At 66.8% G+C, this 17,735-nt stretch carries 16 protein-coding genes and 1 riboswitch; of the genes, 8 read left to right on the plus strand and 8 right to left on the minus strand.

Annotated elements, in window-relative coordinates; all coding sequences use genetic code 11:
- Window position 1 precedes the first annotated feature (1 nt).
- From ACYVKR_RS05350 to ACYVKR_RS05365, 4 genes are all read right to left on the minus strand, one after another.
- Complete coding sequence (locus tag ACYVKR_RS05350; RefSeq protein WP_460479769.1) at window positions 2-1,921, minus strand: acyltransferase family protein; 1,920 nt, start codon at window positions 1,919-1,921, stop codon at window positions 2-4.
- A gap of 6 nt (window positions 1,922-1,927) precedes the next feature.
- Window positions 1,928-2,929: an acyltransferase family protein gene (locus tag ACYVKR_RS05355; RefSeq protein ID WP_460479770.1), complete on the minus strand. Its 1,002-nt coding sequence runs from the start codon at window positions 2,927-2,929 to the stop codon at window positions 1,928-1,930.
- 11 nt (window positions 2,930-2,940) lie between these two features.
- A complete protein-coding gene (locus tag ACYVKR_RS05360; protein ID WP_460479771.1) occupies window positions 2,941-4,566 on the minus strand; it encodes a peptide chain release factor 3 in 1,626 nt (541 codons plus the stop codon).
- 83 nt (window positions 4,567-4,649) lie between these two features.
- Complete coding sequence (locus tag ACYVKR_RS05365) at window positions 4,650-5,708, minus strand: acyltransferase family protein (RefSeq protein ID WP_460479772.1); 1,059 nt, start codon at window positions 5,706-5,708, stop codon at window positions 4,650-4,652.
- Window positions 5,709-5,767: 59 nt separating this feature from the next.
- Window positions 5,768-5,859, plus strand: a riboswitch (S-adenosyl-L-homocysteine riboswitch).
- Between the two features lie 75 nt (window positions 5,860-5,934).
- Here ACYVKR_RS05365 and ahcY point away from each other — a divergent pair.
- The 4 genes from ahcY (at window position 5,935) to ACYVKR_RS05385 (ending at window position 10,168) form a co-directional block, all read left to right on the plus strand.
- A complete protein-coding gene (ahcY, locus tag ACYVKR_RS05370) occupies window positions 5,935-7,365 on the plus strand; it encodes an adenosylhomocysteinase (RefSeq protein WP_460479773.1) in 1,431 nt (476 codons plus the stop codon).
- Between the two features lie 106 nt (window positions 7,366-7,471).
- Window positions 7,472-8,470 carry a TlyA family RNA methyltransferase gene (locus ACYVKR_RS05375; protein WP_460479774.1) on the plus strand — a complete coding sequence of 333 codons (999 nt, stop codon included), beginning with the start codon at window positions 7,472-7,474 and terminating at the stop codon, window positions 8,468-8,470.
- 8 nt (window positions 8,471-8,478) lie between these two features.
- Entirely contained in the window at window positions 8,479-9,306 is an 828-nt protein-coding gene (metF, locus tag ACYVKR_RS05380; RefSeq protein WP_460479775.1) for a methylenetetrahydrofolate reductase, read from the plus strand.
- A 55-nt stretch (window positions 9,307-9,361) separates the two neighbouring features.
- The gene (locus ACYVKR_RS05385; protein WP_460479776.1) at window positions 9,362-10,168 is read left to right on the plus strand and encodes a septal ring lytic transglycosylase RlpA family protein; all 807 of its coding nucleotides are present in this window, start codon (window positions 9,362-9,364) and stop codon (window positions 10,166-10,168) included.
- Window positions 10,169-10,172: 4 nt separating this feature from the next.
- Here ACYVKR_RS05385 and ACYVKR_RS05390 read toward each other — a convergent pair whose 3' ends face one another.
- Window positions 10,173-11,057, minus strand: coding sequence for a 23S rRNA (adenine(2030)-N(6))-methyltransferase RlmJ (locus tag ACYVKR_RS05390; protein ID WP_460480076.1), 885 nt, complete (start codon window positions 11,055-11,057; stop codon window positions 10,173-10,175).
- Between the two features lie 258 nt (window positions 11,058-11,315).
- Here ACYVKR_RS05390 and rplM point away from each other — a divergent pair, with 258 nt between their 5' ends.
- Together rplM and rpsI are read left to right on the plus strand one after the other, a co-directional pair.
- Window positions 11,316-11,744, plus strand: a complete 429-nt coding sequence (gene rplM / locus ACYVKR_RS05395; RefSeq protein ID WP_460479777.1) for a large ribosomal subunit protein uL13 — start codon at window positions 11,316-11,318, stop codon at window positions 11,742-11,744.
- 9 nt (window positions 11,745-11,753) lie between these two features.
- Window positions 11,754-12,146 (plus strand): 30S ribosomal protein S9, encoded by a 393-nt coding sequence (rpsI, locus tag ACYVKR_RS05400; protein WP_460479778.1) that lies wholly within the window; start codon window positions 11,754-11,756, stop codon window positions 12,144-12,146.
- Window positions 12,147-12,234: 88 nt separating this feature from the next.
- Here the strand turns inward: rpsI and ACYVKR_RS05405 are convergent, their stop codons facing one another.
- On the minus strand, window positions 12,235-13,443 hold the full coding sequence (locus ACYVKR_RS05405) for an amidohydrolase family protein (RefSeq protein ID WP_460479779.1): 1,209 nt from the start codon (window positions 13,441-13,443) through the stop codon (window positions 12,235-12,237).
- A gap of 23 nt (window positions 13,444-13,466) precedes the next feature.
- On the minus strand, window positions 13,467-14,444 hold the full coding sequence (locus ACYVKR_RS05410; RefSeq protein WP_460479780.1) for a Bug family tripartite tricarboxylate transporter substrate binding protein: 978 nt from the start codon (window positions 14,442-14,444) through the stop codon (window positions 13,467-13,469).
- A gap of 212 nt (window positions 14,445-14,656) precedes the next feature.
- Between ACYVKR_RS05410 and erpA the strand changes: the two genes are divergently transcribed.
- Both erpA and mdtD read left to right on the plus strand, forming a co-directional pair.
- The gene (gene erpA / locus ACYVKR_RS05415; protein ID WP_460479781.1) at window positions 14,657-15,022 is read left to right on the plus strand and encodes an iron-sulfur cluster insertion protein ErpA; all 366 of its coding nucleotides are present in this window, start codon (window positions 14,657-14,659) and stop codon (window positions 15,020-15,022) included.
- Between the two features lie 58 nt (window positions 15,023-15,080).
- A complete protein-coding gene (gene mdtD / locus ACYVKR_RS05420; RefSeq protein WP_460479782.1) occupies window positions 15,081-16,517 on the plus strand; it encodes an MFS transporter in 1,437 nt (478 codons plus the stop codon).
- 66 nt (window positions 16,518-16,583) lie between these two features.
- Here the strand turns inward: mdtD and ACYVKR_RS05425 are convergent, their stop codons facing one another.
- Complete coding sequence (locus ACYVKR_RS05425; protein ID WP_460479783.1) at window positions 16,584-17,708, minus strand: anhydro-N-acetylmuramic acid kinase; 1,125 nt, start codon at window positions 17,706-17,708, stop codon at window positions 16,584-16,586.
- Between the last annotated feature and the right edge of the window lie 27 nt (window positions 17,709-17,735).

The following is a 17,735-nucleotide window of genomic DNA, read 5'->3' on the forward strand; positions in this document are numbered from 1 at the left end:
GTCATGGTGGCGCAGCGCGCTGCTTGAAGATATCGGAGGCCAGGTGCCGGGCCAGGAACAAGGAGCCGGCCTTGGTCAGATGTCCCCAGTCCACAGCGGTCAATCCCTCGGCGCTGCCGTCCACCGAGGTGAGGCACCCGCTGGATTTGCAGAATATCTTTTGGGACGACAGGTAGGTGGTGCTTGCCTTGCGGAGGTGGCTGTCAAAGAAGGCATCCCATTCCTGCTCCCGTACGGACAGGCCTTGCTGCATGTAGCGCGGGAAGCTGTCGTTCTTGGAGAGATAGTCCATCAGGTTTTTCTGCAGCGACACCGACCAGTTCGGGTACGGGCCGATGACGACGATGGCGCTGTGCGGGCTGGCCTGGCGAAGGCGGTCGATGACCTCGCCGAGTTTTTTCAGTTCCTTGTGGGGATCGTTGGTACTGTTTTTGCCAAAGATCATCCAGGTCAGCACGATTTTTTCCGGCTGGATCGAGGCAATGGTCTTGATCTTTGCCTCGTTGACGGCACGCAGCGAAGCCCCGCCGTCGATCTGCCCTTCCAGCAGGAAAGGGGGCGCATTGCCGTCGGTCAACTGGATGATCCCATAGCTGGGATAGTCCGCATCCCGAACCGTCCTCAGGCCTTCATAGAGAGAGGCGGCATAGGAGTCGCCAAAGAGGACGATGTTCTGGCTGCGCAGTGCCAGGCAGCCATTTTTCTCGCGCTCGGGCATGGCGACGGAATGGCAGACTCCATTTCTGATGTTCTTCTGAAAATCAAAATAGTCGTAAAGATTCTCGATCTGGGCCAGTTCCTGCAAGGTCTTGTTGGCCGGGGATCCAGATATCCATTGCTGCGGAACCATGATCGTTGCAAGCAAGGCCAGCGCATATCCGCAATACAGGGCCAGGCGCCTGTTCGGCGTGGTGCTAGGTCGTCGGGCAGGCTCTTCGATCAATCGCCACGAGAGGTACGCCATCACTACGGTGGCGGCGATCAGGAGCAGAGCATATTTTTCCAGCGAATGCTTGCCGAAGCGGTGCATCCAATAGGCAAAAATGGGCTGGTGCCAAAGGTAGGCGCTGTAGCTGATCTTGCCGAGAAAAACGAATGGCGGCAGTTCCAGGATTCTGGTGGCGATGCCTTGGGGGGCCTGGGCCGCGAGCACGAGCAAAGTGCCTGCGGTGGGCACCAAGGTGTGCAGGCCGGGGTGGGGCAGGCTGGCATCGAGGCCAGTGATCGAGAAGGTGATGAGTGCCAGTCCTGCGAGGGACAAGGCCTGCCGCCCCGTGGCGCCCAGCGTTTGCCGGCTCGCCCAGAGGGCGCCCAGGGCTCCGAGCAGCAGTTCCCATGCGCGTGCTGGCAGCAGATAGAAAGCCGCATTGGGCTGCGACGTTACCGTGGCGATGGCCCACACAAAGCTCAGAACGGCGCATAGCACCAAGGCATGGGTGCGCCAGGCCGACTTTCTCAGCGCATACGCCAGCAAGGGAAAGAGGATGTAGTACTGCTCCTCCACCCCCAGGCTCCAGGTATGGAGCAAGGGCTTGAGCTCGCTGGCGGCTTCGAAATAGCCACTGTGGAGCCAGAAGTAGATATTTGACGCAAAGCCCAGTGTCGCCAACAGGCTGTTGCGGAAATCGGCAAATTCCAGCGGGGCCAGCAGCACTCTGGCGAAACCATAGGTGACCAGCAGCATGGCCAGCAAGGCAGGCAGGATGCGACGCGTTCGGCGTTCATAGAAACGCAGGATGCTGAATCGGCCTTCGGATATCTCGTCGAAAAGAATGCGGCCGATCAGGAAGCCACTGATGACAAAAAAGATATCGACGCCGAAGAATCCGCCGGAAATGCCGTGGTGGAACCCGGCATGAAAGAGGATGACGGACCCTACGGCGATTGCACGCAGGCCATCGATGTCTTTTCTGTACTGCATGGGCCGTTAGCGCAAAAAGCGCTTGAGCCGCAGCGTCGGTTCCTCCACCAGTCGCCACGACAGCCAGCCCGCCGCCAGCGTCAGCACCACGACCAGCGCCAAGCTGGATGTGAAGCCCAGGCCCGGCCACAGCGCGCGCACGCTTTGCTGGATGGGGAAGGCATACAGGTAGGTGCCGTACGACACGTCGCCGAACCGCCCGGCTTGCGACAGCACGGGCCACGACGCGGTGCCTATGCCCAGCAGCACGGCCGGCAGGAAGAGCAGCAGCGCCGAGTAGGGAAAGCCCAGCGCCCAGACCAGCAGCCCTGCTGCGGTGGCCAGCACGCCGCAGGCCAGCCGGTGCCGCATGAACCATGGGTTGAAGGTCGCGATCAGCGAGCCGAACGCGAAGTACGCGGGAAACTCCCATTGGTGGTGCATGGTGCCGGTCAGGTCCAGCGTCATGTTCGTCAGAAACCACAGGAGGTAGCCGAAGCAGGCCAGCGCCCACAGCAGGCGCCAGCGCAGCAGGCCCACCAGGCCGCAGGCCGCCAGCACCGCATAGCAGGTGACTTCGATGGGAATCGTCCACAGCGATCCATTGACGGCATGGGGGTGTGGGTTCGTGACGAACACGCCGGGCAGGGCGAAGCGGATCTGCAGCACGATGTTGCGCGCATAGTCCCACATGCCGGCGTTGCGCCAGTATTCGGGCAGCGGCAAGGTGGTGAAGAAGGGGCCGAGCACCAGCATGCCCAGCAGCACCACCGTGATCAGCGCCGGCCAGATGCGCAGCACGCGCTTGGCGGTAAACGCCACTAGGCGTGGCTGGGCCCACCAGCTCAGCGTGACCAGGTAGCCGCTGATGACGAAGAAGGTCATCACCGCCACGCCGCCGATCATGGCCACGTTCATCCATGGTGGCGGCGTGGTGCCGGTGATCGGGAACTGGTGGCTATAGAGCACCGCCAGCGCGGCCAGCAGCCGCAGGGAATCGAAGTTGTTGCGGGGATGCGCAGCAGTCATACGGCGGCTGCTCAGGACGATTGCAATTCCAGCCCCGCATGCTCGCGCAGCGGATGGAAGTGGATCTTGGGGAAGCGTTCCTGCGCCAGGCGTACGTCGTAGGGGCTGGTGCACAGGTAGGCCAGGGTGTTGGCCGCATCGTGCGCCAGGCGCAGTGGGTAGGCGTGCTCGAACTCGCGCAGCTCGGCCGGGGTGTCGGCCGTGATCCAGCGCGCGCCGGTGTACTGGCAGCCTTCCAGGCGCACTTCGCAGTCGTACTCGGCCTTGAGGCGGTGCTGCACCACTTCGAACTGCAGCTGGCCCACGGCGCCCAGCAGCATGTTGCCGCCGGCGTCGGGTTTGAAGACCTGGATCGCGCCTTCCTCGCCGAGCTGCATCAGGCCCTGCTGCAGCTGCTTGGTGCGCAGCGGGTTCTTGAGCACCACGGTCATGAACATCTCGGGCGCGAAGAAGGGCAGGCCGGTGAACTGCAGGCTGGGGCCGTCGGTGATCGAATCGCCCAGCTGTACGCCGCCGTGGATGGTGAAGCCGATGATGTCGCCCGCGTAGGCCTCGTCCACGGCCTCGCGGCGCTGGCTCATGAAGGTCACGACCGAGGTGGGGCGCAGCTCCTTGCCGGTGCGCTGCACCTTCATCTTCATGCCCGGCGTGTACTTGCCCGAGGCCACGCGCACGAAGGCGATGCGGTCGCGGTGGTTGCTGTCCATGTTGGCCTGGACCTTGAAGACCACGCCCGAGAAGCTCTCGTCCTCGGGGCGGATGGTCTTTTCCTCGCGGTTGCGGTTGACCTCGGTGAAGGCCACGCGCGGGCCGGGCGGGGGCGACATGTCGACCACCGCGTCCAGCACTTCCATCACACCGAAGTTGTTCACGCCCGAGCCGAAGAACACGGGCGTGAGCTTGCCGGCGAGGAAGGCTTCATGGTCCCATTCGGCCGAGGCGCCCACGGCCAGCTCCATGCTTTCCAGTGCGTCGTCGAAGGCCTGGCCGAAGCGGGCGCGCAGTCGGTCGGCTTCGGTGAGCGGAATCACCTCGAAGTCCTGCGGGCGCTTCTCGCTGCCGGCGGTGAAGACGGTCATGCTCTGCGTGCGCAGGTTGATGATGCCGCCGAACTGCTTGCCCTGGCCCACGGGCCAGGTGATGGGGCAGCAGGGCATGCCCAGCTCGCGCTCGACCTCGTCCATGATGTCCAGCGGGTCGCGCACCTCGCGGTCCATCTTGTTGACGAAGGTGATGATGGGCGTGTCGCGCTGGCGGCAGACCTCGATCAGGCGGCGGGTCTGCGATTCCACGCCGTTGGCCGCGTCGATCACCATCAGCGCCGAATCAACGGCGGTGAGCACGCGGTAGGTGTCTTCCGAGAAGTCCTTGTGGCCGGGGGTGTCGAGCAGGTTGACCACGTGGTCGCGGTAGCTCATTTGCATCACCGACGAGGCCACCGAGATGCCGCGCTGCTTTTCGATCTCCATCCAGTCCGACGTGGCATGGCGGCTGGCCTTGCGGCCCTTGACGGCGCCGGCGATCTGGATCGCGCCCGAGAACAGCAGCAGCTTTTCGGTCAGCGTGGTCTTGCCGGCGTCGGGGTGGGAGATGATGGCAAAGGTGCGGCGGCGGCGGGTTTCGGGTGCGTAGGACACGGTTCGGATGCTAGGGCTGTAGCCAGCCCGGAGCGGGCGGCAAAAAACAAAGCCAGCGGGCGCTGGCTGGAACTGCGGCGATTTTACCCGGCCTCGGCGGCGCGGCGAGGACGGGGGCCGAGAGTCCTGCCGGGCGCGGGCAGATGGCGCTTGAGCCGCAGCGCGGGCGACTCGATGGCGTGCCAGAGCAGGTAGCCCAGCAGCACCGCCAGCAGGCAGGACAGCAGCATGCTGGCGTAGAAGTTCATGCCCGGCCACGTGGCGTACACCGCCTGGGCGATCGGGCAGCCCGACAGGTAGATGCCGTAGGAGGGGTCGCCCAGCCGGCTGAGTCGGCCGGAGAAGGCTGAGGACTGCGAGCCCAGAAAGATCAGCAGCGCGGGCAGCACCAGCAGGCCGGCGGTGTGCTGCAGCCCGGTGAGCCAGAAGAACAGCGCGATCGGGATCAGGCCGCCCGTGATGGCCAGCGCGTGCGGCGCGAAGCGGTCGCGGTGCAGCGCCAGCAGCGCGCCGCAGGCAAAGTAGGCCGGGTACTCGTACCAGTGCATCATGGTGCCGGTGAAGTCGGCGTTGTAGCGCGCGATGAACACCAGCACATAGCCGAGCAGCGCCAGCGTGGCCAGCCAGCGGTAGCGGAAGAGTCCCAGCACGCCGGCGGCGGCCAGCACCGCATAGCACATGGCCTCCATGGGGATCGTCCACAGCGGCCCGTTCATCAGCAGGGCCAGCGGGTTGTGCTCGAACACGCCGGGCAGGTTGACATAGGCGCGGTACAGCAGCAGGTTGCGGAAGTACTCCAACGTCTGCGGATGGCGCAGAAAGTCCAGGGCGGGCAGGCTGGTGAAGGCCAGGCCGAACACCAGGATGTTGAGCACCACCGCCGCCAGCATGCCCGGCCACAGACGCAGCAGGCGCTTGGCGGCGAAGGGCAGCAGGCGCGGCTCGCGCAGCCAGCTGCCGGTGACCAGGTAGCCGCTGATGGTGAAGAAGGTCATCACCGCCACGCCGCCGATCATGCCTACGTTCATCCAGGGCGGCCCCTGGCGGTCGCTGATGTAGTAGTGGTGGCACACGATCACGGCCAGGGCCGCACTGATCCGGAGGATGTCGAACGAATTGGTGCGGTGCAGGGAGGAAGCCATGGAAAACAGCAAAAGGGTCTGCGGGGATTGTAGGGCTCCGCTACAATACGCGTTCTTCGCTTTTCGAGGAGCGTTGCAGCACCAGGCGGTGCGAGGCTCGAAAAGTCGGCAATGCTCTAGTCCATTGCACCCGCAACGACGCTCACCCACGCTTTCTGTGCGGTGAGGTGTTCTTCCCCCAAGTTCCCCGCAGAACGTGGTTTTTCATTCGTCACTGGAGAAAACCATGAACGCTGCCGTTCGCCCCGTTTCCGCAGACTCGGCCATTGCCGACATCACCCTGGCCGATTGGGGCCGCAAAGAGATCCGCATCGCCGAGACCGAGATGCCCGGCCTGATGGCCGTGCGCGAGGAGTTTGCTGTTGCCCAGCCACTGAAGGGCGCGCGCATCACCGGCTCGCTGCACATGACCATCCAGACCGCCGTGCTGATCGAGACGCTGAAGGCCCTGGGCGCCGACGTGCGCTGGGCCTCGTGCAACATCTTCTCGACGCAGGACCACGCCGCCGCCGCCATCGCCGCCACCGGCACGCCGGTGTTCGCCATCAAGGGCGAGTCGCTGGAAGACTACTGGGACTACACCCACAAGATCTTTGAATTCGGCGCCGCCGGCACCGAGGGCGAAGGCCCGAACATGATCCTGGACGACGGCGGCGACGCCACCATGCTCATGCACCTGGGCAAGCGCGCCGAAAAGGACCTGTCCGTGCTGGCCAACCCCGGCAGCGAGGAAGAGCGCATCGTCTTCGCCGCCATCAAGGCCAAGCTGGCGCAGGACGCCACCTGGTACAGCCGCAAGAGCGCCCAGATCATGGGCGTGACCGAGGAAACCACCACCGGCGTGCACCGCCTCAACGAGATGTCGGCCAAGGGCACGCTGCTGTTCCGCGCCATCAACGTCAACGACTCGGTGACCAAGAGCAAGTTCGACAACCTGTACGGCTGCCGCGAATCGCTGGTGGACGGCATCAAGCGCGCCACCGACGTGATGATCGCCGGCAAGGTCGCCTGCGTGGCCGGCTACGGCGACGTGGGCAAGGGCTCGGCCCAGGCGCTGCGCGCGCTGTCGGCCCAGGTCTGGGTGACCGAGATCGACCCCATCAACGCCCTGCAGGCCGCGATGGAAGGCTACCGCGTGGTGACCATGGAATACGCCGCCGACAAGTGCGACATCTTCGTGACCACCACCGGCAACAAGGACATCATCCGCCACGAGCACATGGCCGCGATGAAGGACCAGGCCATCGTCTGCAACATCGGCCACTTCGACAACGAGATCGACGTCGCCTCGATCGAGAAGTACGAGTGGGAAGAGGTCAAGCCCCAGGTCGACCAGATCACCTTCCCCGACGGCAAGAAGATCACCCTGCTGGCCAAGGGCCGCCTGGTGAACCTGGGCTGCGCCACCGGCCACCCCAGCTTCGTGATGAGCAACTCCTTCGCCAACCAGACCCTGGCGCAGATCGAGCTGTTCACCCGCACCGACGCCTACGAGGTCGGCAAGGTCTACGTGCTGCCCAAGGTGCTCGACGAAAAGGTCGCCCGCCTGCACCTGAAGAAGGTCGGCGCCCAGCTCACCGAGCTGACCGACAGCCAGGCCGCCTACATCGGCGTGAGCAAGCAGGGCCCTTACAAGCCCGATACCTACCGCTACTAAAGCAATAGCTTCTGGCGCTTGCCATCAGCCGTTTTTAAATAGAAAAGCATTTGAATTCGGCCAGCAACAAGCGCCAGTAGCTATCAAAACAAGAGAGGACAGCGCCATGCGCGCCGATGTTTTTCTGGTGGATGCAGGCCATGCGTCCACGCGTTCGCAGGCGCAGCGCCTGATCGCCGCCGGCGTGCAATGGCGGCTGTCGCCGCTGGCGCCGTGGGTCCAGGTGGCCAAGAACGGCGACGAGATTCCCGCCGGCTCCGAGGTGCAACTGCTCGACGCCGCCGAGGCGCGCTATATCTCGCGCGGCGGCCTCAAGCTCGAAGGCGCGCTCGCGGCGACGGGCCTGTCCGTCGCCGGCCTGCGCTGCCTTGACGTCGGCCAGAGCACCGGCGGCTTCACCGACTGCCTGCTGCAGGCCGGCGCCGCGCAGGTGGTCGGCGTCGACGTGGGCCACGCCCAGCTGCACGAGTGCCTGCGTGCCGATGCGCGCGTGATCGGCATCGAGGGCCTGAACGCCCGCGCGATGACCGCCGACGGCCTGCAGGAAGCCTGCGAGGAGGCGCTGTCCGAGCGCGTCGAGGAGGCCGAGGACAACGACACCCAGCCGGTCGCACCCTACGCCTGGATGCGCAACGGTGGCATGGTGGCCGATGATTACGAAGACAGCGACGGCAGCGGCGACGCTTCCGACGCCGAGATCGAGTCCTTCAAGGCCGAGCGCGCCGCCAAGGCCAGCCAGGTGCAGGACCGCTCGCAGCTGCCGCGCCGCCGCCGCGCCGGGCTGGAGCAGGTCGACACCACGCCCGCGTTCGATTTCGTCACCGGCGACCTGTCCTTCATCTCGCTCACGCTGGTGCTGCCCGCCGTGGCGCCGCTGCTGAAAAGCGGCGGCCACCTGCTGATGCTGGTCAAGCCGCAGTTCGAGCTGCAGCCCGGCCAGGTCGGCAAGGGCGGCATCGTGCGCGACGCGGCGCTGTACGCCGTGGTCGAGCAGCGCATCCGCGACTGCCTGGACGGCCTGGGCCTGCAGGTGCAGGCCTGGCTGGATTCGCCCATCGAGGGCGGCGACGGCAACCGCGAGTTCTTCATTCACGCCAAGCGGTGATACCCATCATGAGCTTCCCCATCAGTTTTGAATTCTTCCCGCCCAAGACGCCCGAAGGCGCGGAAAAGCTGCGCGTCGTGCGCCAGCAGCTCTATGCGCGCCAGCCGCAGTTCTGCTCGGTCACCTACGGCGCCGGCGGCTCCACGCAGCAGGGCACGTTCTCGGTGGTGCGGTCCATCCTGCAGGAGGGCGTGGAGGCGGCCTCGCACTTCTCGTGCATAGGCGCGACCAAGGAATCGGTGCGCGAGCAGCTTGCGCAGTTGCAGGCCATGGGCGTCAAGCGCCTGGTGGCGCTGCGCGGCGACCTGCCCAGCGGCTACGGCCTGGGCGGCGAGTTCCAGTACGCCAGCGACCTGGTGGCCTTCATCCGCGAGAGCACGGGCGACGCCTTCCACATCGAGGTGGCGGCCTACCCCGAGGTGCACCCGCAGGCGCGCACGCCCGAGGCCGACCTGCAGGCCTTCGCCACCAAGGTGCGCGCGGGCGCGGACTCGGCCATCACCCAGTACTTCTTCAATCCCGATTCGTATTTCAGATTTAAAGATGATTTACAAAAACTCGGAATTGATACGCCGGTCATCCCCGGTATCATGCCGATCACCGGATCGACGCAGCTGATGCGTTTTTCCGACGCCTGCGGCGCCGAGATCCCGCGCTGGATCCGGCTCAGGCTGCAGGCCTATGGAGATGATGCGGCCAGCATCCGTGCCTTCGGCCTGGATGTGGTCACGCAGATGTGCGAGGAACTGCGCCGACGTGGCGTGCCGGGCCTGCACTTCTATACGATGAACCAAAGCGCCGCCACCCTGGCCATCTGCGAACGCCTGGGGTTGTAGTCGGCCCCCGGCGCAAGCGCGGGGCCGGCGGCACCAGCCTGAAGGAAGTGACCGCATGCCCCTGGGGATAGCCGCCTGGCCACGCGCCCGCACCCGTATCCGCACCGCGCTGCTCGGCGCCCTGGCCGCCGGCCTGCTCACGGCCTGCGCCAATGCGCCCACGACGGAAGCGGAGCCCGAACCCGAGCCCGTGCCGGCACCCGCCAAGCGGCCAGCGCCTGCGCCCAAGGCCGCGCCCCGCGCGCAGGCGCCCGCTCCCCAACCTGAGCCGGCCATGCCTGCCGAGGACCAGTCCGGCGCCTACTCCGAAGCCTATTCGGGCGAAGGCCTGCTGCCCCCGGTGCTGCGCCCTTATGGCGGCATGTTCGATGGCCGCAGCCTGCAGCGGCGCATTCCCGACAGCCCCCTCCAGCCGCCCGAGGACTGGCGCGACAGCGACCAGCGCGGCATGGCCTCGTGGTATGGCGGGCGCTTCCATGGGCGCAAGACGGCCAGCGGCGAGCGCTTCGACCAGGGCGACCTCACGGCCGCGCACCGCACGCTGCCCTTCGGTTCGCTGGTCTGCGTGCGCAGCACCGTCACCAGCAAGACCGTGGTGGTGCGCATCAACGACCGCGGGCCCTACAGCGAAGGCCGGGTCATCGACCTGAGCCAGGCCGCCGCGCAGGAGTTGGGCATGCTGGGCCTGGGCATCAAGCCGGTGGAAATGTGGACACTGGCCGAAGGCAAGGAGGAATGCCCTTCCTTCGTGACCTCGCCGCACCGCAAGACCCACGCCTCGGCGTCCACGCCCGCCCGCAAGAAGGCAGTGGTGCCGGCCAAGCGCCCGGCGGCCAAGGCGCCGCCCCGCAAGCGCCGCTAGGGCTTCAGACGCCCGCGCTTTCCAGCGTGAAGCCCGCGTTGCTGTCCTGGCGCAGCAGCTCCACCATCTGCGGCAGCGCGGCCTTGAGCTGGGCCTGCAGCGTGTAGGGCGGGTTGACGACGAACATGCCGCTGGCGGGCAGGCCGGGGCGCTTCTTCTCGCCCTGCAGGTTGCTCGAGATCTTGCTGGACTTGACGGTCAGCGTGGCATGCAGCCAGCCCTTGCCGGCCTTGGTGGCCATGGTTCGCAGGCGGCGCGGCAGCTCGTGTGCCTCGGGCCGCGGGATGATCGGGTACCAGACCGCGTAGGTGCCGGTGGGAAAGCGCTTGAGCCCGTCGGCCACCATGTCGGCGACCTTCATGTAGTCGGTCTTGATCTCGTAGCTCGGATCGCACAGCAGCAGGCCGCGGCGCGACGGCGGCGGCAGGAATTTCTTCACGCCCTCGAAACCGTCCTCGTGCAGCACCTGCACCTGGCGTCCAGCCTCGAGCTGCGCCACGTTGCCACTCAGCGAACGCATGTCGGTGGGGTGCAGCTCGAACAGCTTGAGTTTGTCGTGCGGGCGCAACTGCTGCTGCGCCAGGAAGGGCGAACCCGGGTAGGCCAGGATGCGCGGGCCGGCGTTGAAGCTGCGTACCGCATCCACATAGTCCTGCAGCAGCGGCGCGAGCTTCTCGGCCTGCTCCAGCCGCAGGATGCCGTCGGCCGCCTCGCCGCTGGTGCTGGCGTAGTCGCCGTCCAGCCGGTACAGCCCGGCGCCCGCATGGGTGTCGAGCACTGCCAGCGCCGCCTCCTTTTGCGTGAGGTATTGCAGGATGGCGAGCAGCATGCTGTGCTTGAGCACGTCGGCATGGTTGCCCGCATGGAAGGCATGGCGGTAGCTGAACATAGCCGCCAATGGTACTCGCTTTGCCATGAAAACGGTTTTTTGTATAATGGCGGGCTTCGCAGCGATTTTTGGACCCCGCGACGAAGAATGGAAGACTTGCGCAAAACAGCTCCAGAGCCAGGCTCCTGGCCCATGGATACGTTGTTGAGGCATCCTTGTTTGCGCAAGCCGGCCATGCCCCCGCCTAAGAGGCCTCTCACCAGAAGAGGCACCGACCGCGGAAAAGGGTCCGCCAAACCTTCTTGAAAGAGAAAACTCATGTCTACATTCAGCGCAAAACCCGCTGAGGTCGTGCACGAGTGGTTTGTGATTGACGCCACCGATAAGGTGCTCGGACGTGTCGCCAGCGAAGTGGCACTCCGTCTGCGCGGCAAGCACAAAGCCATTTATACGCCTCACGTTGATACCGGCGACTTCATCGTCATCATCAACGCCTCCAAGCTCAAGGTCACCGGCACCAAGAACCTGGACAAGATCTACTATCGCCACTCGGGTTTCCCCGGCGGTATCACGGCTACCAACTTCCGCGACCTGCAGGCCAAGCACCCCGGCCGCGCGCTGGAGAAGGCTGTCAAGGGCATGCTGCCCAAGGGCCCTCTCGGCTACGCCATGATCAAGAAGCTCAAGGTGTACGGCGGCGGTGAGCATCCTCACACCGCTCAACAGCCCAAGCCGCTGGAAATCTAAGGAGTTGCAATGATTGGTGATTGGAACAATGGCACCGGCCGTCGCAAATCCAGCGTCGCCCGCGTGTTTCTGAAGAAGGGTTCCGGCAAGATTACGGTGAATGGCAAGGACATTCAGCAGTATTTCGGCCGCGAAACCTCCATCATGATCGCAAAGCAGCCCCTGGTGCTGACTGGCAACGTCGAAGCCTTCGACATCCAGATCAACGTCCACGGTGGCGGTGAATCCGGCCAGGCAGGCGCAGCCCGCCACGGCATCACCCGCGCCCTGATCGACTACGACGCAGCGCTGAAGCCCGTCCTGAGCCAAGCCGGCTTCGTGACCCGCGACGCCCGCGAAGTGGAACGTAAGAAGGTCGGCCTGCACTCCGCACGCCGCGCCAAGCAGTTCTCGAAGCGTTAATCCGCTTTGGTCTACTGCGGGAAAGGTTCTTCGGAGCCTCTCCCAAAAAGCCGCCTGGAACGCAAGTTCCGGCGGCTTTTTTTATGGCTCAATCCACGAGCAGTTTCCCGTCCCGTGCGGCGATGCGGCCGCCTGCCACGACCAGCGAGCGCGGCGGGCGCGCGCACACCGCATGGGCCGCGCATTGCGCCGGCAGCAGCACCAGGTCGGCGCGGCAGCCGGGCGCCAGGCCGTAATCGCCGAAGCCGCAGACCTCGGCACCGGCCTGGGTCACGCAGTGCAGGGCCTGCTCGATCTCGTCGTCGCGGCGCAGGTTGTTGCGCAGGCCGATGAACATGGCGCGCTCCAGCATGTCGGGCTGGCCATAGGGTGACCAGGTGTCGCGGATGCCGTCGTTGCCGCCGGCTACGCGCACGCCGGCCGCAAGGCAGGCCTGCAGCGGTGGCACCGAGCGCGACGGCGGCGCGCTGGTGATGAGCGTGACGCCCAGGCGCGCCATGCGGGCCAGCAGCGCGTCGCGCGCCGGCGCGGCCAGATCGCCCAGGCAGAAGCCGTGGCTGATGGCCACGCGGCCCTGCAGGCCATGGGCCTCGACGCGGTCCAGGATCAGCTTCAGCGAGAACGCGCCCATGTCGCCGCTCTCGTGCAGGTGGATGTCCAGCGGCTTGTCGTGGCGCTCGGCGATCCCGAACAGCACATCGAGCGAGCGCACCGGGTCCTCGTCGATGGCGCAGGGGTCCAGCCCGCCCAGCACGTCGGCGCCCAGCGCCAGGGCTTCGCCGAGCAGCTGCGCGGTGCCCGGGCGCTGCAGCAGGCCCGACTGCGGAAAGGCCACGATCTGGATCTCCTGCCAGGGTGCCATGGCCTCGCGGGTCTGCAGCACGCCCTCCACATGCCGCAGGCCGATCTCGGTATCGACGTCTGCATGGCTGCGGATGCGCGTGGTGCCCTGGGCCAGGAACTCGCGGGCCAGCGCCAGCGACTGCGCGGCGCTGTCGTGCCCACCCTGCGCCCGGTAGGCGCGCTCGTTCTCGATGCGGTGGATGAGCTGGTTGCCAACTTCGTTGCGGTACCAGGGCAGGTTCCAGAGCGTCTTGTCCAGGTGGGTGTGCGCTTCGACCAGGCCGGGCAGCAGCAGCTGGCCCTGGCCGGCTATGCGCTCCGCGCCCTGCGGTGCGGCCAGCGCCGGGCCGATGCCGGCGATACGGCCCTGCTGGACGAGCACGTCGCAGGCTTCGCCATTCAGGGGGCCGCCGAAGGGGCGGACGTTCTGCAGTAGCAGATCAGGGGTGTTCATGTTGGTCTCCTGTAGGTGTCGGGTCAGCGCACGGCGCCGATCTCGGGCGTGGCGACCTGGCGCACCTTCTGCACGTCGGCCCGGATCAGGCGCTCGAAATCGGCCTGCGTGCCGCCTACATGCTCGATGCAGGCCTGGTCGAGCTTCTCGGCCACCTGCGGCTCGCGCAGCACGGCATTGATCTCGCGGTTCAGCTTGCCGGCCACGTCGTCGGGCACGGCCTTGGGTGTGAAGATGCCGGTCCAGATGCCGAAATCGTAGCCGGCCAGGGCCTTGGACGAGGACAGCGCTGGCACGCCGGCCAGCACGGCGCACGAGGTCTTGGACGTGGTGCCCAGCGGCTTGACCTTGCCGTCCTTGAGGTAGCCCTGGATCGACGGCACCATGAAGAAGCCGTAGTCCACGCTGCCACCGATGAGGTCCGTCAGCATGGGCACAGCGCCCTTGTAGGGCACGTGCTGGATCGAGACATGGGCCTGCTGGTTGATGAGCTCGCCGGCGATGTGCAGCGCCGTGCCCATGCCCGACGAGGCGAAGTTCTCCTTGCCCGGCTGGGCCTTGGCCTGGGCGAGCATGGTGTCCACGGAAGTCGCCTGCGTGCGCGGGCCGGCGACCAGCACCATGGGCATGACGCCGACCAGGGTCACGGCGCGCAGGTCCTTGGCGCCGTCGTAGGCGATGGCGTTGTTGAAATAGCGCGACAGGATGACCTCGCTGCTGGAGCCGAGGAAGATCGTGTAGCCGTCGGGGCGCGCGCGCACTACCTTCTGCGCGGCGATGCTGCCGCCCGCGCCGGCCACGTTGTCCACGATCACCGGCACGCCCAGGCGCCGCGACAGCGGATCGGAGATCGTGCGCGCCAGGATGTCGGCCGAGCCGCCCGCGGTGAAGCCGACCACCAGGGTGACAGGCCTGTCGGGCCAGGCCGCGTGTGCCGGCAGGCAGGCGCCGGCCAGCGACAGGGCCAGCAGTGCGGAGGGGAGGAGAGGTTTGGGGGACATGGGCGTGGAAGAGTGGCTGCGCAGGCGCGGGGAAGAGGATTCTACGAACCTGGGTGCGGGCGCCCCGGGCCGCCGTTATCGTGCAGGCGACAGCCTGGGCAATCCTTCGCAATGTCCTTACTCCAATTGCCGTCTCGCCCCGGCGGGCCTGCACGCGGCGCGGCGATGCAGTAGCATGGCGCCAGTTCCATAGATTTCCCGGAGTTATTCCCATGAGTGCTGTTGCCGAAACCCCCGTGACGGAAATGCCCGCGCCCATCGTCTTCACCGACAGCGCCGCCGCCAAGGTGGCCGACCTGATCGCCGAGGAGGGCAACCCCGACCTGAAGCTGCGCGTGTTCGTGCAGGGCGGCGGCTGCTCGGGTTTCCAGTACGGCTTCACGTTCGACGAGATCACCAACGAGGACGACACGACCATGAGCAAGAATGGCGTGTCGCTGCTCATCGACGCCATGAGCTACCAGTACCTGGTCGGTGCCGAGATCGACTACAAGGAAGACCTGCAGGGCGCGCAGTTCGTCATCAAGAACCCGAATGCGAGCACCACCTGCGGATGCGGGTCGAGCTTCTCGGTGTGAGACCGCACCAGTTTCACCAAGCCGCTGTCCTCAGCGGCTTTTTCTTTGGGGCTTGGGCATGACCGACTCCGCCTCGCGCCCCGCGTCGTCCATGGTGCTGTGGCTGGTGGCCATCGGCTTCTTCATGCAGACGCTGGACGCCACCATCGTCAACACCGCGCTGCCGTCGATGGCCGCCAGCCTGGGCGAGAGTCCGCTGCGCATGCAGTCGGTGGTGGTGGCGTACTCGCTGGCGATGGCCATGCTGATCCCGGCGTCGGGCTGGATCGCCGACCGCTTCGGCGCCAAGCGCGTGTTCATCGGCGCGATCATCTGCTTCATGCTGGCCTCGCTGCTGTGCGCGATGGCGCGCACGGTGGACCAGCTCGTGGCCTTCCGCGTGCTGCAAGGCCTGGGCGGCGCGCTGCTGCTGCCGGTGGGGCGGCTGGTGGTGCTGCGCAGCTTTCCGCGCGAGGAATTCCTGCAAGCGATGAGCTTCGTCGCCATCCCGGGGCTGATCGGCCCGCTGGTCGGGCCCACGCTGGGCGGCTGGCTGGTGGAGCTGGCCTCGTGGCACTGGATCTTCCTCATCAACGTGCCGGTGGGCCTGATTGGCGTGGCCGCCGCGCTGCGCTACATGCCGACCATCGACAGCCCGCCGGTCGGCCGCTTCGACGGCGTGGGCTACGGCATGCTGGCCTTCGGCATGGTGGCGGTGTCGCTGTCGCTCGACGGCCTGTCGGGCATGGGCATGGGGCGCGCCGCGGGGCTGCTGCTGATGCTGGCGGGCCTCGCCAGCCTGGCGGCCTACTGGCTGCACGCGCTGCGCCACCCCGGTCCGCTGTTCTCGCCGCAGCTGTTCTCGGTGCCCACGCTGCGCATCGGCCTGCTGGGCAACCTGTTCGCGCGGCTGGGCAGCGGCAGCATGCCGTTCCTGATCCCGCTGCTGCTGCAGGTGACCATGGACTACTCGCCCATGCAGGCCGGCATGATGATGCTGCCGTCGGCGCTGTCGGGCATGGCGATGAAGAAGGCCGCGGTGGCGGTGATCGGCCGCTTCGGCTACCGCCGGGTGCTGGTGGGCAATACGCTGCTGCTGGGCGTCCTCATGGCGAGCTTCGCGCTGTCGTCGCCGGCCGAGCCGCTGGCGTTCAAGATCGCGCAGCTGGCGGTGTTCGGCGCCATCAACTCCATGCAGTTCACGGCCATGAACACGGTGACCCTCAAGGACCTGAACAAGACCATGGCCAGCAGCGGCAACAGCCTGCTGTCCATGGTGCAGATGGTGTCCCTCGGCATGGCCGTGGCTACCGCGGGCGCCATCCTGACCACCTTCGACGGCCACGGCGGCGCCGCCGTGGCGGGCGAGCATGCGCAGGGCGCGTTCCAGGCCACCTTCGTCTGCATGGGCGTGATCACCATGCTGTCGGCGCTGATCTTCTGGCAGCTCGCGCCGCAGGACGAGAACCTGCGCGGCCAGGGCAGCGACCAGATGGACGACGCCCACGATGCCTGATCTTTGAATGAAACAGGCCGCTGGCGCTTATCCATCAAGCGCAAGCAGCTATTGTTTTGGTAGTGATCAGGCCGGGTAGACCGCGCCCAGCACGCGCGGGCCGCGCGCGCCGGTCACGGCCGGCAGGTTGCCGGGCAGGCGCCGCAGCGTCTGGCGGGCCAGCCAGGCAAAGGCCGCGGCCTCGACCTGCAGCGGCGGCAGGCCCAGCGCGTCCGAGGCCTGCACCGGCAGGCCCGGCAGCAGGGCGGCCAGGCGCTGCATCAGATGGGTGTTGAGCGCGCCGCCGCCGCAGACCACCACGCGCTGCCCGGCCGCGGCGCCATGGGCCAGCAGGTCCTGCGCGATGGCCTGCGCCGTGAATTCGGTCAGCGTGGCCTGCACGTCGGCGGGCGCCGCGCCGGCGCCATGCACGGCGAGCTGCGCCTGCAGCCAGCCGGGGTGGAACAGGTCGCGCCCGGTGCTCTTGGGCGCGGGCTGGGCCAGGTAGGGCTCGGCGAGCAGGGACTGCAGCAGCGGCGCAATGACCCGGCCCGAGGCCGCCCAGCGGCCGCCGTCGTCATAGGCCTGGCCGGTGTGCCGCTGGCACCAGTGGTCCATCAGCGCGTTGCCCGGGCCGCAGTCCCAGCCGCGCACGTCGGGCTCGCCGGCGCGGCCGTCCAGCCGGCTGAGGTTGGAGATGCCGCCGATGTTCACCGCCCAGGCCAGCGCGCCCGGCTGGCCGAACACCCCTTGGTGGAAGGCGGGCACCAGCGGCGCGCCCTGGCCGCCGGCCGCCACATCGCGGCTGCGGAAGTCCGCCACCACGGTGATGCCGGTCCGCTCGGCCAGCAGGGCCGGGTTGTTCAGCTGCAGCGTGTAGCCGGTGCCGTCCCGCAGCCCGGGCTGGTGGCGCACCGTCTGGCCATGGGCGCCGATGGCGGCCACCGACGAGGCCGGCGTGCCGGTCTGCCGCAGCAGCTGCTGCACGACCTGGGCATAGTCCTCGGCCAGCGCGTTGGCGGCCAGCGCCGCGCGGTGCAGCTCGTTGCTACCGGCGCTGTTCAGCGCCAGCAGCTCGGCCTTCAGCGCCGGCGCGAAAGGCGCTGACTCGTGCCGCGCGACCACGGGTTTTTCGCCGTCGAAGCGAAGCAGCACGCCGTCCACGCCGTCGAGCGAGGTGCCTGACATCAGGCCGATAAAGAGATCTGTCATCTGCGTACCCAAAAACAAAAGGCCCCG

This window comes from Comamonas humi (assembly GCF_054782535.1).

Excerpts from the sequence above, each read along its gene's own strand:
- ACYVKR_RS05350 (WP_460479769.1), bottom strand. The coding sequence starts at position 1,921 with ATGCAGTACAGAAAAGACATCGATGGCCTGCGTGCAATCGCCGTAGGG.
- ACYVKR_RS05355 (WP_460479770.1), bottom strand. The coding sequence starts at position 2,929 with ATGACTGCTGCGCATCCCCGCAACAACTTCGATTCCCTGCGGCTGCTG.
- ACYVKR_RS05365 (WP_460479772.1), bottom strand. The coding sequence starts at position 5,708 with ATGGCTTCCTCCCTGCACCGCACCAATTCGTTCGACATCCTCCGGATC.
- ahcY (WP_460479773.1), top strand. The coding sequence starts at position 5,935 with ATGAACGCTGCCGTTCGCCCCGTTTCCGCAGACTCGGCCATTGCCGAC.
- ACYVKR_RS05375 (WP_460479774.1), top strand. The coding sequence starts at position 7,472 with ATGCGCGCCGATGTTTTTCTGGTGGATGCAGGCCATGCGTCCACGCGT.
- metF (WP_460479775.1), top strand. The coding sequence starts at position 8,479 with ATGAGCTTCCCCATCAGTTTTGAATTCTTCCCGCCCAAGACGCCCGAA.
- ACYVKR_RS05385 (WP_460479776.1), top strand. The coding sequence starts at position 9,362 with ATGCCCCTGGGGATAGCCGCCTGGCCACGCGCCCGCACCCGTATCCGC.
- ACYVKR_RS05390 (WP_460480076.1), bottom strand. The coding sequence starts at position 11,057 with ATGTTCAGCTACCGCCATGCCTTCCATGCGGGCAACCATGCCGACGTG.
- rplM (WP_460479777.1), top strand. The coding sequence starts at position 11,316 with ATGTCTACATTCAGCGCAAAACCCGCTGAGGTCGTGCACGAGTGGTTT.
- rpsI (WP_460479778.1), top strand. The coding sequence starts at position 11,754 with ATGATTGGTGATTGGAACAATGGCACCGGCCGTCGCAAATCCAGCGTC.
- ACYVKR_RS05405 (WP_460479779.1), bottom strand. The coding sequence starts at position 13,443 with ATGAACACCCCTGATCTGCTACTGCAGAACGTCCGCCCCTTCGGCGGC.
- ACYVKR_RS05410 (WP_460479780.1), bottom strand. The coding sequence starts at position 14,444 with ATGTCCCCCAAACCTCTCCTCCCCTCCGCACTGCTGGCCCTGTCGCTG.
- erpA (WP_460479781.1), top strand. The coding sequence starts at position 14,657 with ATGAGTGCTGTTGCCGAAACCCCCGTGACGGAAATGCCCGCGCCCATC.
- mdtD (WP_460479782.1), top strand. The coding sequence starts at position 15,081 with ATGACCGACTCCGCCTCGCGCCCCGCGTCGTCCATGGTGCTGTGGCTG.
- ACYVKR_RS05425 (WP_460479783.1), bottom strand. The coding sequence starts at position 17,708 with ATGACAGATCTCTTTATCGGCCTGATGTCAGGCACCTCGCTCGACGGC.